We start from the raw sequence: 14,707 nt of genomic DNA, 5'->3' as shown, positions 1-14,707 counted from the left end.
GCCTGGACAGGGACCACATGCCTCAGCCAGGCAAGGCGCCGATCAGAAATCGGCGCTGTATCGCAGGCTCAGCGCACGGTCGTCGCCGCGCTCGCCCACCCGCTGGTCGTAACCGAAACGCAGCTGGCTCTGCTGGCCAAGCGGTGCTGCAGCAGTGATGCCGAACAGACCACCCGAGCGTGCCGGTTGCATGCCACGCAGCGGTGCCCACGCATCCACCCCGACGAAGCTGGCATCCAGCGTCAAGCCATCGCTGCTCAGCGCTTGCTGCCATTCGGCGTAACCGCCCAACTGGATACCGCGCCAGTGATACGCCGAGCGCACGCCGGCAAGCGCCTGCGCGCGCGAGGACGTACTCGCGTTGGCACGCAGGCCGAAACCATCGCCGCCGCTTTCGCGGAAGCCATCGCTGCGCAAACGCACATAATCCAGGCCCATATACGGTGTCAGGCTCGCATGCGCACCGCCCAGGCGGTACCCGGTTTCCAGATTGCTGCTGAGGTAACTGCCGCTGTAGTCGCTGAAGGCGCTGCTGCGGTCTTCGCCCAGCTGCAGGGTGCGCTCGATCTGACGATTGACGTTGCCAAAGCCCATCTGGCCCAACGTGTACGCGGCGCCCAATGTCGTGCCCCAATACAGCTGCGCCTGCACCTGACGATCGCGCCCGCGTGCCCCATCCAGGTCGCCCAGGCTGCTGGAGCGCGTTTCGCCGAACGCAAACCCGGTGACCGCACCGGAGGCCAAACGCAGATCGTTGCCCATCATCCAGCCGGAGGTGGCAAAGCCCGAAGTGGTTGCACCGCCCTCGCCCGGCCCGCCAAGTGCCCGCTGCCAGTTGCCCAACAGACGCGGCTGTTGCGAGAGACCATCGAAATGCGCTGCCAGTGCGCGGCGACCCAGATCGATGGTGTCGAAGGTCATCGCCGCAGAGTCGGCATGCGCACGGCCGGATAGGCTGCGCAGCGAATCCGCGGCGGCCTTGGCCGTGGGCGATTGTTGCAAGGCGGCTGCAGCGCGAATGAAGCCGCCGCTGAGTGCGCCATTGCCCTGGAACTGCTGCGCATCGACCTGCTGGAACGCCTGCTCGACGCGGATGGCCGCATCCATCGATGCGGTGCCGATCGCGCCCAGCGACGCGGCGACCGCGGTGACATCCATGCGCTGCAGCGACACATACGCGGTGTTGGCGTCGTAGCTGCGCGTGGCGCTAAGAAAGGTCACCGCCGGCCCGCTGCTCAGCGTGTCGAATGTGCCCTGCAGACCATTGGTCGCCTGCAGTACTGCGTAGGTCGTGTTGTTGACGACGTAGTCGCGCCGACCGAGCAATTGCAGGTCGCCTGCGATGGTCGCCGTGCCCGCGACATTCAAACGGTCACCCACATTCACTGCCAGGCGACCGTTGCTGGCCTGGGTGTAGTTGCCGGCAATGGACGCGGTCGCACCGTTGACCTGCAAGGTCCCGGCGTTGTCGACCCGACCACCGATGCTGCCCGCGCCGACCAGGCGCGCGCCGTTGGCGATGCTCACGCGCGCACTCTGCAAGCTGGCGGTCTGCAGGGTGCCGCCGAGTACCTGGGTATCGCCGGTGAAGGTATTGGCCGCGCTGCTCAATACCAACGTGCCGGTGCCGCGCTTGGTCAGCCCGCCGGTGCCACTGATGTCGTTGGCCCAGGTCGAACGCAAGGTGGTGACATCGACATCCACCGTGCCCCAATCGAAGCGTGCCGGCCCCAACACCGCCTTGCCGACGTCGAGCAGGCCGTAGCCGAATACCGGGTCGACACCCGCGGCCCCCAAGTCGGTGGCAGTTCCCAGCAAGGTCTGGCGCACCAGATCATTGTTGAAATACGGAAATGCCTGCCACACCAGCGCGGCCGCACCGGAGACCAGCGGCGCTGCGAACGAGGTGCCGCTGCCGTAGAAATAACGGATGTTGCCGGCGGTGGCGTCCGGGTCGATGAACAGCGAGGTGCCCGGCGCGACCAGGCAGTAGCGCATCGCCACACCACAGGCGTTGGAGTACGACGCCAGTTGCGTCGGGTTGGCGGTATCCAGCGCGCCGACCACCAACCAACCGCGTTCCAGATCGGCCGCCGGCAGCGTTCCGTTCGGGCCAGGCTGACTGGGCAGCGCCGCCGTATCGGAAGGCTGCGAGCGCGATTCATTGCCCGACGCGAACACCACCAGCCCATCGTGACTGAGGATGAAAGGGCGGTATTCCTGCGCAATCTGATTGGTCACCGTCGGGTCGTTCCAATACAGGCCGCCCCACGAATTGTTCATGATGCGGACCCCGGCGCTGATCAGATCGTCATGCACCGGCCCCAGACCAAGCGGCCCGTCGACCTCGTTGCCGTCGCCGCTGCCGTCATCCTCCGGCGCACGGTCGCTGATGATGCGCGCAGACACCAGGCCCGCACCCGGCGCGATGCCGCCGGGCCATTGCCCGACCGCACGCCCGGCGGCCAGCTCGGCCACCACGGTCCCGTGCCCGACCACATCGCCCACCGCGGTGTTGTTAGTGCGTGGATCCACATAGATGAAGCTGTCGCTGACGCGCCCCTGCAACGCCGGATGATTGGCATTGATGCCGGTATCGATGACACCGATGCGATACCCCGCACCCGTAAAGCCAAGCGCCTGCGCCGCACGCGCGTTGGTCAGTGCCAGATGCGCATCGATCGCCGGCTCCGGCGTCGTTGGCGTCGTCACTGGCGGCGGCGGCGGTGAGGTCGGTGGCGGCGGCGGTGGTGGCGAGGTCACCGGCGGTGCGGCCGGGGTGCTTGGACGGATACCGCCCCCGCCACCGCCGCCGCCACAGGCGGACAACGCAACGGCCAGCGCCGAAGCCAGCACAGTTCTGGCGACGTCTTGCTTCTTCATTGGTGTTCTCCCCGAACCCATTCCATGGATGGGGCCCAAGCCGGGCCCGAATAACGCTTTGCTTACTTTAAATCGGAAAGCGGGCGCGTGGGGCGCGCGCTGGCGCGGCGCCGCCATGAGGCAGATAATCGTTTCACCTTAAACGGTATCTGCTCATGTCCGACATCGTCATCGTTGCTGCCAAACGTACTGCCATCGGCTCGTTCCTCGGCCAATTCAATGCGGTGCCGGCACCCACGCTCGCCGCGGCTGCTATCCAGGGCGCACTCGCGCAATCGGGCATCGCGCCTGCCGATATTTCCGAAGTCATCGTCGGCTGCGTGCTGCCGGCCAATCTGGGCCAGGCACCTGCGCGTCAGGCTGCGATCGCCGCAGGCATTCCTACCTCGACCGGCGCCACCACCATCAACAAGGTGTGCGGCTCGGGAATGAAGGCGATCATGTTGGGGCACGACCTGATCAAGGCCGGCTCGGCCAGCATCGTGGTGGCCGGCGGCATGGAGTCGATGAGCAATGCCCCGCATCTGCTGCCCAACTCGCGCACCGGCAACCGCTACGGCAATTTTCAGGCGGTCGATCACATGGCCTGGGACGGTCTGACAAATCCGTATGACGGCCAGGCCATGGGCGTGTTCGGCGAAGCCACTGCGGAGAAGTTCGGCTTCAGCCGCGCCGACCAGGATGCGTTCGCCATCGCCTCGGTGGAACGCGCGCAGGCGGCGCAGCGCAGCGGCGCGTTTGCCGACGAAATCGTGCCGGTGACGGTGGCCACGCGCAAGGGCGACGTCGTCGTCGACAGCGATGAGCAGCCGGGCAAGTCCGACGTGGCCAAGATTCCGACGCTGAAGCCAGCCTTCAAGAAAGACGGCAGCGTGACCGCGGCCAGTTCCTCGAGTATTTCCGATGGAGCGGCAATCACCGTGCTAATGAGCGCGGACGACGCGCAACGCCGTGGCGTGACGCCGCTGGCACGCATCGTTGGCCATGTCACCCACGCTCAGGAACCGGAGTGGTTCACCACCGCACCGGTCGCTGCGATCCAGTCGCTGGCCAGCAAGCTCGGCTGGCGATTGGACGATGTGGATCTGTTCGAAATCAACGAAGCCTTCGCCGTCGTGGCGATGGCACCGATCAGGCAACTCGGCATCGCGCACGATAAGGTCAATGTGCATGGCGGCGCCTGCGCATTGGGTCATCCGATCGGTGCATCCGGCGCGCGTTTGGTGGTGACATTGGTGAACGCGTTGCGCAGCCGCGGAGGCAAGCGCGGAATCGCCACGCTGTGCATCGGCGGCGGCGAAGCCACTGCCATTGCTATCGAATTGATTTAATTATCTTTAACGGCGATTTTGCAAAACTGAATGCGCGTGCGCTTGACACTCGTCTTGTGGCCGTCATCATGTCGGGGGCGCGCAATAGCGCGTTGCCTAATCTAACGACGAGGATTGAAACAATGACCATTAACAAGCTGCTGATCGCAATGGCTCTGGGCCTGGCCCTGACCGCTTGCTCGAAGCCGGAACAGGCTCAGGACGCTGCTGCTTCGGCTAACGAAGCTGCTGCCGACGCTCAGACCGCTGCTGACCAGGCTGCTGCCTCGGGCTCGCAGTCGGCTGACGCCGCTCAGGCTGCTGCCAACACCGCCGCTGCTTCGGCCGACACCGCTGCTGACGCTGCTCAGGCTGCTTCCGGCGCCGCGACCGACGCTGCTGCTGACCAGGCTGCCGACGCTGCCAAGACGGCTGAAGACACCGCCAAGGCTGCTAAGGACACCGCAGAAGAAGCCAAGAAGTAATCACTTCTTGACTCCAAGCGAGTTCGGAAAAAGCCGCTGGTTTCCAGCGGCTTTTTCTTTGCCTGCGATTCAAACCTCGCACGCCGTGCCCGCCGACAGGAACACGAACAACCTGCAAGATTGCGCCTGTCTCCCCGGCGGCTGAATGGCCGGCTGCGCATTGACGCAGACTGCATCGCCTCCTGCATAAGCTCCGGATTCCAACACCGGAACAGGAACAGGACCACCATGAAGACGATCCACATGCTGTCGTTGAGCGCCATCGCCGCCCTCACCCTTGCTGCCTGTCAGGGCCCGGACGCCGAGCAGGCCCGCCGCGATGCCGCTTCTGCCGCCAAGCACGCCGCCGCCGCGACCGAACAGGCCGCCGACCGCGCGGCAGTGGAAGCGAAGGCCGCCACCGCCGACGCACGCGTGGCTGCGCGCGAATTGGCCGCAGACGCCAGCCGCGCCACCGCCAATGCAGCCGATGCCACCGCCGACAAGACGCGCGAAATGGCCAACAAGGCCGAACAGAATGCCAACAAGCACGACGCCGACCACGCGCAGCACTGAGTCCGCCCCCCCTTTCGCAGCACCCGCAACGCGCCGGCCATGTGCCGGCGCGCTTGTCTCGGCCGACGGATGGCTCGTGTTGTCGAGGCCGGCAGGCTAGCATTCGCATATGTCCTCTTCTTTTACGTCGCGCCGCCGCAACCAGCTGGCGCTGATTTTTTCTGCGCTGATCTTCGTCGTCATCGGGATCGGCATCTTCGTCGGTGCCCGCCGTTCGCTGGCCGATGCCGCGCTGGTGTCGCACACCCATGAGGTGATCGGGCGGGTCGACGAGATCCAGGCGCGCCTGCTCGATGCCGAGTCGGCGCAGCGCGGCTTCCTGCTCACCGGCAACGACGCCTACCTGCTGGGCTACCAAACCAGTGTCGAACGTCTGCCGATCCTGCTGGACAACCTGCGCCGCTTGATCGTCGACAACCCCGCACAGGAGCAGCACCTGGCGCAGTTGCAACGGCTGGTGGAAACCCGCCTGCGGCAGATTCAGCACGTGCTCGACATTTATACGCAAAGTGGGCTGGAGCCGGCACGTGCCGACATCCGGCAGAGCGCCTTCCGCACCACCAGCGCGATCCGCGAGCTGGCATTGGCGATGGTGCAGCGCGAACAGGAGCTGCTGGCACAGCGCGCGCAAAGCAGCGAACAAAGCGCCAACCTGTTGCTTGCGCTGGCACTGGCCGGCATTCCGTTCGGGCTGGTGGTGGTGGGCATGGTCTATGCGCTGTTGATGCGCGAATTGCGCCACCGCGGGCAGGCCGAACAGCTGGCGGCGCAGGCCAATCGCGAGTTGGGCCAGAGCATCGACGCGTTGCAGCGCAGTACCGCCGATCTCAACCTGCTCAGCCGTTACACCGGGCTGCTGCAGAGCTGCATCAGTGCCGAAGAAGCGTTGATGGTCAGCAGCCGTACCCTGGCCAGCCTGCTGCCGGGCGTGGCGGGAAGCGTGTACCTGCTGCGCGCCTCGCAAGACCGCGCCGAGGCAATCAGCCACTGGGGCGAGCCGCTGGTGCGCAGCGCGCCGCATCTGTCGCCGGAGCAGTGCTGGGCGCTGCGCCGCGGCCAGCCGCACATCGTCCAAGACCTGGGTCGGGATGCACTGTGTGCGCATATCGAAGAACCCGCACACGATGCGTCGGTCACCACCGCCTGCCTGCCGATGTCGGCGCAAGGCACCCAGCTGGGGTTTCTGTTCCTGTCCGCAGCCGGCCCGGGGCCGATGCCGCGGCTGGAAATCGCCGAGGCGGCCGCCGAGCAGTTGTCGTTGGCGCTGAGCAACCTGCGCCTGCGCGAATCGCTGCGCCGGCAGTCGATCCGCGATGCGCTGACGGGGCTGTATAACCGCCGCTATCTGGAAGAATCGCTGAGCCACGAGTTGGCGCGCTGCGCACGGCGTGGGTTGCCGTTGTCGGTCTTGATGCTGGACGTGGACCATTTCAAGCAGTTCAACGACAGCCAGGGCCATGCCGGTGGCGACCTGTTGCTGGCAGCGGTGGGCGAATTGTTGCTGACCCGCCTGCGCGCCGAGGACGTGGCCTGTCGCTACGGCGGCGAGGAATTCACCGTCCTTCTGCCCGAAGCCGATGGCGAAGAAGCCATGCGCGTGGCCGAGCAGATCCGCGGTTACATCGCCGCACTGGCGGTCAGCGACGGTGCGCGCGCCTTGCCGAAGGTGACCGCCTCGATCGGCGTGGCCAGCTTCCCGGTCGATGGCGAACAGGGTGCGAGCCTGATCCAGAAAGCCGACGCTGCGCTGTATCGCGCCAAGCACGCGGGGCGCAACCGGGTGGAGCGACACGGTGCTGCGACGGACAATGCGGACTGAGAGCAGCGACCAAGACCACCGCGCGGCAGCCAGCCAGTCGCGGCCACGCCCGCGCCCGAAACCGGGATGTAGCACTCAAGACTGCGGCCCTGGTACGCCGCGCGCCCCCGCCCGACGGCTGCTCGCAGCGTTCGCCGACAGCTTCGGCACGCACACCGCCCATCGTGGATTGCGGAGTTCGTCACAAAAAAGATCCAGTTGCACAGCGATAGTCGGCCTCGACCCCTAAAGCGAGGCAGTCCGATGTCGATGTGGCGCGATCAAGGTCCCAACAAGAAAGACGGCGTTCCGGTCACCCCCGAGGTTGCTGCTGCCGATGGCAGGCTGTTCACTGCCGAGGCCAGCCCTGCACCGCCGGTGCCCGCCGCAACGCCCAGCGTCGTACCGGCAGCTGCGGCCACGCAGCGTCACAGCGAGGCGAAAGAGTCGCTGATTGCTGCCGACATCAGCATCGAAGGCAAGATCGAAGGCGCCGGCCATGTGCGTCTGGCCGGCCGCTTCAAGGGCGATGTCAACGTCAAGGGCGATCTGACCATCGAACGCGGCGCCAAGCTCAATGGCGGCGTGCGCGCCAACAAAGTGATCATCGCCGGCGAGCTGGAGGGCAACATCGAATCTGCCGCGCAGGTCGAACTGCAGACGTCCGGTGTGTTGGTCGGCGACGTCAAGGCCGGCAGTCTCACGGTGGCCTCCGGTGCGCGCATGCGCGGCCAGGCCGATTTCGGCTGGGGCGATGATGGCGGCAAGCCGGTCACGACCAGCAAGCCGGTGGTCAGCGGAGACAGCGACGCCACATGAGTGCACCTCGCCCGGGCACGCCCGGCGCCACGCGCAGCTGCCCGCACTGCAAGGCGACGATCCTGGAAAGCGCCAGCGTCTGCCCTGCGTGCAAGCACCACCTGCGCTTCGATTCGGCGGCTGCGCAACACGCGCAGCCGGTGCCGATCGTGCCGCTCAAGGTCGACGGCACCATCCGACACCCGGCCGACGGCGATCCGTGGGAATACACGGTGGTGGTGGTGGTGCGTAACGGTAAGGGCGAGGAGATCCGTCGCCACGTGGTCGATGTCGGCGCCATGCACGGCGGCGAAGAACGCGGCTTCACCCTGGCGGTGGAAGCGAGCGCAGTCCGTTCGCCTGGGCGGCGTACGCGGCATTAAGAGCCGCTAACAAAACGACTACGCAGCCGCCCGGCGGGCGCGGCCGGACGCACGTGGCCGGTGAGCTGAGCGGCGCGTGCCATGCCCGCATCTGTCGCCTCCGTTCGCCGTCCACGCCCGCCTGGCGGCTGCCCGCGTCGCGGCGGCACCTGCGGTGCGCGCGTGCTGCGCGAACGCACCGCCGTACGCGGTTCCCATTCTCAGGATCTGCACACCGGCTTGGCCAGAGTTGCCGCATGCGCAACGGCAACGACGAGACATCTCACACACGCGGCGATCTGGTGGTACTCGGGCCGGAGGGCCTGTATTGCCCGCAAGGCGATTTCCATATCGACCCGTGGCGGCCGGTGCCGCGCGCGGTGATTACGCATGGTCACGGCGACCACGCCCGCAGCGGCATGGGCGAGTACCACTGCACGCGCGAGAGCCTGTCCATCCTGCAATGGCGCCTGGGCGACCAGGTCTATCACACGCATGCGGATGGTGAAGCGTTTCAGCTGGGGCGTGCACGCGTGTCGCTGCATCCGGCCGGACACGTGCTGGGGTCGGCGCAGGTGCGCATCGAGGTGGATGGCGAGGTCTGGGTCGCCTCCGGCGACTACAAGCGCCAGCCCGATCCCACCTGCAAGCCGTTCGAAGTGGTGCCCTGCGACACCTTCATCACCGAGGCGACCTTCGGCCTGCCGGTGTATCGCTGGCCCGACACCTCCGAGGTCGCGGCCGATATTTCTGCCTGGCGCCGCGAATGCGCCGAACGCGGCGAAGCGGCCATCCTGTACTGCTATGCGCTGGGCAAGGCGCAACGCGTATTGGCCGAATTGCGCGCTTGGGAGACGCAGCCGGCATTGCTGCATGGTGCGGTCGCGGTGGGCGTGGAGGTCTATCGCCAGGCGGGCATCCCGATGCTGGACACCCAGCCGGTCAGCGAGCATGCGCGTGGCGCCGACTATGCCGGGCAGCTGGTCATCGCGCCGCCATCGGCGGCCGGCAGCGCCTGGATTCGCCGGTTCCGCAGCGCGCAGCAGGGCTTCGCCTCGGGCTGGATGCGTATCCGCGGCAATCGCCGTCGGCGCAATTACGACCGCGGCTTTGTGGTCTCCGACCATGCCGACTGGCCCGACTTGCTGCGCACCATCGAAGAAACCGGCGCACAGCGCGTCATTGCCACCCATGGCAATACCGATGCATTGATCCAACACTTGCGGGAGCGCGGCGTCGCAGCAGAAGCCTTCCGCACCGATTTCGGAGCCGAGGAATGAACCCGCTGCCCGCACGTCGTTATGTTCGCGCGCGTCCGCGCATCCGCCTGAGCGGTGCGCTCGTGTTCCGCCGTCATGCGTTGGCGTTTTGCGTGCATCGCAATGCGCCGGCGGCCACCATCGGTCCACCGCGACCGCTGCGGCGCCCACGCGCGCTTGCCGCGTTTACCCGACGCGCAATGGAGCTGCGTGCTGCCGACCGACGCGCGGCGCCACAGGCGCTAACGTGAAGCGTTTCGCGGCGTTGTACCGCACCCTGGACCGCAGCACCGGCACGCTCGACAAGCGCGCGGCGCTGGTCGCGTATTTCCGCGATGCGCCCGCGCTGGACGCGGCATGGGCGCTGTATCTGCTGGCCGGTGGCAAGGTGGCCAGCGCGCGCATGCGCATTGCCAGCAGCGGCGAGCTGCGCGAATGGATCACCGATACCGCCGGCATTGCCGACTGGCTGGTCGCCGACAGCTACGACCATGTCGGCGATCTGGCCGAAACCCTGGCCTTGCTGCTGGACGACCCGGTCGCCGAGGCGGCCGACCTGCCCCTGGCCCAGTGGATCGAACAGCGCCTACTGCCCATCGCAAATCAGGACGTGGAAGTGCGCAAGGCCTGCATCGTGCAGGCATGGCGCAGCCTGGCCTTCGACGAGCGTCTGGCATTCAACAAGCTGCTGACCGGCGCGCTGCGCGTGGGCGTGTCGCAGCGACTCGTGCAGCAGGCGCTGGCCGAATTGTCGGGTGTGGATATCGCGCGCATCGCGCAGCGCATGCTCGGCAGTTGGCGGCCGCATCCAACCTATCTTGCAGAGCTGTTGACCAGCGAAGAACTGCCTGGCGATCGCCAGCAGCCTTACCCGTTCTTCCTGGCATCGCCGCTGGAGGCGGAGGTCGAGACGCTGGGCGCCATCGATGACTGGCTGCTGGAATGGAAATGGGACGGCATTCGCCTGCAACTGATTCGCCGCGCCGGCGAAGCGGCGCTGTGGTCGCGCGGCGAAGAACGTCTGGATGGACGTTTTCCTGAAATCGAACACGCCGCAATGCAATTGCCGGACGGCACCGTCATCGATGGCGAGCTGCTGGCCTGGCAACCCGAACAGCCCCTGCCAATGCCGTTTACCGCGTTGCAGACGCGCATCCAGCGGCTCAAGCCCGGGCCCAAGACCTTAGCCGCCGCACCGGCGCGCGTGGTGGCCTACGACCTGCTGGAATTGGCAGGCGAAGACCTGCGCGAGCGCCCGCTACGGGAGCGGCGCGCACTGCTGGAAGGCGTGCTCTTCGCGCTCGCAGATCCGCGCATCGTCGCCTCGCCGCTGGTGCAGGTCAGCGATTGGCAGGCCGCAGCGCACGTGCGGGTGGAAGCGCGCGAACGCGGCGTGGAAGGGCTGATGCTCAAGCGCGCCAGTTCGATGTATCAGTCCGGTCGCCGTCGCGGTGACTGGTGGAAATGGAAGATCGACCCGTTGACCATCGACGCGGTGCTGTTGTACGCGCAAGCGGGCCACGGCCGACGCAGCACGCTCTACACCGACTACACCTTCGGGCTGTGGCATGAGGGCCAACTGGTGCCGATCGCCAAGGCGTATTCGGGCCTGGACGACAAGGAAATCCTGCAGCTGGATCGCTGGATCCGCGCCAACACCACCGAGCGTTTCGGCCCGGTGCGCGCGGTCACCGCGCATCATGTGTTCGAGCTGGGGTTTGAAGCGGTGAACCGCAGTGCGCGGCACAAATCCGGCATCGCGGTGCGCTTCCCGCGCATCCTGCGTTGGCGTCACGACAAGCCGATGGCCGAAGCCGACCACTTGAGTACCCTGCAGGCACTGGCACGGTGAGCGCCACCCAGCAAGCGCACGGCACGCCATTGCAGCAGTGGCGTGCCTGGTTCGCGCAGCGCGGCTGGGCGCCGCTGCCGTTTCAACGCGACGTGTGGAAGCGCTATCTCGATGGCGAATCCGGCCTGCTGCATACGCCTACCGGCAGCGGCAAGACACTGGCGGCATTTGGCGGGCCGTTACTGGAGGCATTGGCCGCGCGTGGGCGTGAATCTCCGCGCAAATCGGGCAAACCCGCCTCGCCTGCGCGCCGCCAGCCGCAACGCAATCTGCAAGTGCTGTGGATCACGCCATTGCGCGCACTGGCCGCCGACACCGCACGCGCGCTGCGCGAGCCGGTCGACGACTTGGGGCTGGATTGGCAGGTCGGCCTGCGTACCGGCGATGCCAGCGCGCGCGACAAGCGGCTGGCACGCAGCGGCAAGCTCGATGTGCTGGTCACCACGCCCGAATCGCTGGCGTTGCTGTTGTCGTATCCGGATACCGCGCCACAACTGTCGGCGCTGCGCTGCGTCATCGTCGACGAGTGGCACGAGCTGCTGGGCAACAAGCGCGGCGTATTGCTGCAATTGTGTCTTGCGCGCTTGCGCGGATGGACGCCGCAACTGCGCATCTGGGGGCTATCGGCAACGCTGGGTAATTTGCCGCAGGCACGCGATGTGCTGTTGCCACATCACCCCGAGGCGGCGCTGGTCTCCGGCGTCAAACCGCGCACCATGACGCTGGAAACCCTGCTGCCGCAAAGTGGCGAGCGGTTTCCGTGGGCGGGCCATCTTGGCCTGGCGCAACTGGCGCGCGTGCTGCAGAAGATCATGCAGCAGCGCACCAGCTTGGTGTTTACCAACACGCGTGCGCAGGCCGAGCTATGGCATCAAGCCTTGAGTGCGGTGTGGCCGGAGGATCTGGCCACACTGGCGCTGCATCACGGCTCGCTGGATCCAGCGTTACGCGCGGCCGCCGAACGCGGGCTGGCCGACGGCAGCCTGCGCTGCGTGGTGGCCACCTCCAGCCTGGATCTGGGCGTCGACTTCCCGGCCGTGGATCAGGTGCTGCAGGTCGGCAGCCCGAAAGGCATCGCACGTCTGCTGCAACGCGCCGGGCGCGCACGCCATCGTCCCGGCGAATCAGGCCACGTGGTGTGCGTACCTTCGCATGCGCTGGAGCTGGTCGAATATGCGGCGGCACGGCGCGCGCTGGTGCACGGCCATATCGAAGCGCGTCCACCGCCACGGTTATCGCTGGACGTGCTGGCGCAGCACTGTGTCACCCTCGCCCTCGGCGGCGGCTTCCACGCCGATGCGTTGTTCGAGGAAGTGCGCGGCACCGATGCCTTCGCCGCGCTGGAAAAAACCGCGTGGAACGCGGTGCTGGATTTCATCGTGCAAGGCGGCAGCGCGCTGGCGCATTACCCGGACTTCCACAAGGTGGTGCGCGACGACGACGGTCTGTACCGCGTGATCGACCGACGCGTCGCGCTGCGGCATCGGCTGTCCATCGGCACCATCACCAGCGACGGCAGCGTGCGCGTGCAGTTTCTGCGCGGCGGGCGGCTGGGCGCGGTGGAAGAACAATTCATCGGCCGTCTGCGCCGCGGCGACCGCTTCCAGTTCGCTGGCCGCCTGCTGGAACTGGTGCGCCTGGAAGACATGACCGCCTACGTGCGCGTGGCAAAGGGCGGCAGTGGCGTGGTGCCGAAATGGATGGGCGGGCGCATGCCGTTATCGTCGGCGCTGGGACGCGAGGTGGAAGCGGTGTTCGCCGATCCCGGCGATGCGCCGGAGATGCAGGCCCTGGCGCCGTTGCTGCACCTGCAAGCGTCGCTTTCTTCGCTGCCTGGGCCGGACCATCTGCTGGTGGAAAGCGTCAAGGCGCGCGACGGCCGCCACGTCTTCGTCTACCCGTTCGCCGGCAGGCAGGTCAACGAAGGCCTGGCCGCGTTGCTCGCGGCACGCTGGGGCCGGCGCCACCGCAATACCTTCAGCTTCGCTGCCAACGACTATGGCTTTGTGCTGTCGCCAGCGCAGGATGTCGACATCGATGCCGATGCGCTGCAGACCCTGCTGTCACCTGCGGGCCTGTTCGACGATCTGCGCGACAGCCTCAATCTGGGCGAACTGGCACGCCGGCAGTTCCGCGAAATCGCACGCGTGGCCGGATTGTTGTCGCCCTCGTTGCCTGGCCGGGCGCCGCGCAGCCTGCGCCAGCTGCAGGCCTCCAGCGGCCTGCTGTACGACGTATTGCAACGCTTCGACCCCGATCACCTGCTGCTCGCCCAGGCCGAACGCGAAGTGTTCGAAGGCCAGCTCGAACTTGCGCGGCTTGCGCATGCCCTGGAAGATTGCGCGCGACGTGAGCTACGCCTGCGCAAGCCGCGCAGCCTCACGCCCTTATCGTTTCCGCTCTGGGCCGAACGCGTGCGTGGGCAACTGAGTACCGAAGACTGGAAGGCCCGCGTATTGCGCGCTGCCGAACAACTGGAACGCAAGCATGGGCGATAGCGTGCAACTGCAGCTGGCCGGCGAAACCGTAGAATTGCTCGGCGAACGCGCATTGTATCGGCCGGCGCAACGCGCGCTATTGATCGCAGACCTGCATCTGGGTAAGGCCGACGTGTTTCGACGTGCCGGCATCGGCCTGCCGGCTGGCGGCACCGCGCACGATCTGGAGCGACTGGATGCGTTGCTGGCACAACGCGATGTCCAGGCGCTATGGATTTTGGGCGACCTGCTGCACGGACCCGCGCCGCGTGCCGCCTGGCATCGACGCTGGAGCGCATGGCGCGAACGGCATTGCGCGTTACGCGTTAAAGATGTCCAGGCGCTATGGATTTTGGGCGACCTGCTGCACGGACCCGCGCCGCGTGCCGCCTGGCATCGACGCTGGAGCGCATGGCGCGAACGGCATTGCGCGTTACGCGTGATCGCCATCCGCGGCAATCACGACCGCGCCCTGGCCGGTGCGGATCTGCACATCGAAGCGGCCGGCGAACAGGTCGAAGATGGCCCGTCGTTCGTGTTGCGTCATGACCCATTGCCGCATCCCACCGGCCATGTGCTGTGCGGGCATCTGCATCCATTGGCCAAGCTACCGGGGCTATCACGGCGCTGGCCAGCGTTCTGGTTGCGCGAGCGCGTCACCATCCTGCCGGCGTTCTCGCAGTTCACCGCAGGCATCGTGCCGACACTGGCCGAAGGCGAGCGCCTGGTTGCCTGCGTGGAAGGCGATGCGATGGCACTGCCGGTGCGTTAGCCGGCGCCGCGAAGCGCCGGCCGATGTTTCGCCCAAGAACGGTTAAAGATGTCCAGGCGCTATGGATTTTGGGCGACCTGCTGCACGGACCCGCGCCGCGTGCCGCCTGGCATCGACGCTGGAGCGCATGGCGCGAACGGCATTGCGCGTTACGCG

At 66.7% G+C, this 14,707-nt stretch carries 12 protein-coding genes and 1 pseudogene; 12 read left to right on the top strand and 1 reads right to left on the bottom strand.

The genetic code is table 11. The annotated features are described in order from the left end of the window. Positions 1-42: 42 nt before the first annotated feature. Positions 43-2,883 (bottom strand): autotransporter serine protease, encoded by a 2,841-nt coding sequence (locus tag EO156_RS01490; protein ID WP_029828430.1) that lies wholly within the window; start codon positions 2,881-2,883, stop codon positions 43-45. A 155-nt stretch (positions 2,884-3,038) separates the two neighbouring features. Between EO156_RS01490 and EO156_RS01485 the strand changes: the two genes are divergently transcribed. From EO156_RS01485 to EO156_RS01430, 12 genes and pseudogenes are all read left to right on the top strand, one after another. Further along, a complete protein-coding gene (locus EO156_RS01485; RefSeq protein WP_016848625.1) occupies positions 3,039-4,214 on the top strand; it encodes an acetyl-CoA C-acyltransferase in 1,176 nt (391 codons plus the stop codon). 122 nt (positions 4,215-4,336) lie between these two features. Continuing rightward, complete coding sequence (locus EO156_RS01480; RefSeq protein ID WP_003489455.1) at positions 4,337-4,678, top strand: hypothetical protein; 342 nt, start codon at positions 4,337-4,339, stop codon at positions 4,676-4,678. A gap of 228 nt (positions 4,679-4,906) precedes the next feature. Then, a complete protein-coding gene (locus tag EO156_RS01475; RefSeq protein ID WP_029828426.1) occupies positions 4,907-5,233 on the top strand; it encodes a hypothetical protein in 327 nt (108 codons plus the stop codon). Positions 5,234-5,342: 109 nt separating this feature from the next. Beyond that, complete coding sequence (locus EO156_RS01470) at positions 5,343-7,052, top strand: diguanylate cyclase (RefSeq protein WP_029828423.1); 1,710 nt, start codon at positions 5,343-5,345, stop codon at positions 7,050-7,052. A gap of 243 nt (positions 7,053-7,295) precedes the next feature. Next, on the top strand, positions 7,296-7,850 hold the full coding sequence (locus tag EO156_RS01465; RefSeq protein WP_016850536.1) for a polymer-forming cytoskeletal protein: 555 nt from the start codon (positions 7,296-7,298) through the stop codon (positions 7,848-7,850). After that, a complete protein-coding gene (locus tag EO156_RS01460) occupies positions 7,847-8,212 on the top strand; it encodes a hypothetical protein (protein ID WP_016850537.1) in 366 nt (121 codons plus the stop codon). Before EO156_RS01465 ends, EO156_RS01460 begins: the two co-directional genes overlap by 4 nt. Positions 8,213-8,448: 236 nt before the next feature. Continuing rightward, positions 8,449-9,471 carry a ligase-associated DNA damage response exonuclease gene (locus EO156_RS01455; RefSeq protein ID WP_016850789.1) on the top strand — a complete coding sequence of 341 codons (1,023 nt, stop codon included), beginning with the start codon at positions 8,449-8,451 and terminating at the stop codon, positions 9,469-9,471. Next, on the top strand, positions 9,468-9,701 hold the full coding sequence (locus EO156_RS01450; protein WP_003489440.1) for a hypothetical protein: 234 nt from the start codon (positions 9,468-9,470) through the stop codon (positions 9,699-9,701). The genes EO156_RS01455 and EO156_RS01450 overlap by 4 nt, the downstream gene beginning before the upstream one ends. Then, on the top strand, positions 9,698-11,302 hold the full coding sequence (locus tag EO156_RS01445) for an ATP-dependent DNA ligase (RefSeq protein ID WP_016850788.1): 1,605 nt from the start codon (positions 9,698-9,700) through the stop codon (positions 11,300-11,302). The genes EO156_RS01450 and EO156_RS01445 overlap by 4 nt, the downstream gene beginning before the upstream one ends. Beyond that, on the top strand, positions 11,299-13,800 hold the full coding sequence (locus tag EO156_RS01440; RefSeq protein WP_016850787.1) for a ligase-associated DNA damage response DEXH box helicase: 2,502 nt from the start codon (positions 11,299-11,301) through the stop codon (positions 13,798-13,800). Before EO156_RS01445 ends, EO156_RS01440 begins: the two co-directional genes overlap by 4 nt. Further along, positions 13,790-14,551 carry a metallophosphoesterase gene (locus EO156_RS24255; protein WP_241239501.1) on the top strand — a complete coding sequence of 254 codons (762 nt, stop codon included), beginning with the start codon at positions 13,790-13,792 and terminating at the stop codon, positions 14,549-14,551. The genes EO156_RS01440 and EO156_RS24255 overlap by 11 nt, the downstream gene beginning before the upstream one ends. A gap of 44 nt (positions 14,552-14,595) precedes the next feature. Continuing rightward, positions 14,596-14,707, top strand: a pseudogene (locus tag EO156_RS01430) (phosphoesterase); the annotation flags it as partial.

The organism is Xanthomonas sp. DAR33341 (assembly GCF_003992815.1).
GTDB classification, from domain to species: domain Bacteria; phylum Pseudomonadota; class Gammaproteobacteria; order Xanthomonadales; family Xanthomonadaceae; genus Xanthomonas; species Xanthomonas cissicola.
This window is presented reverse-complemented; position numbering and strand designations above follow the sequence as displayed.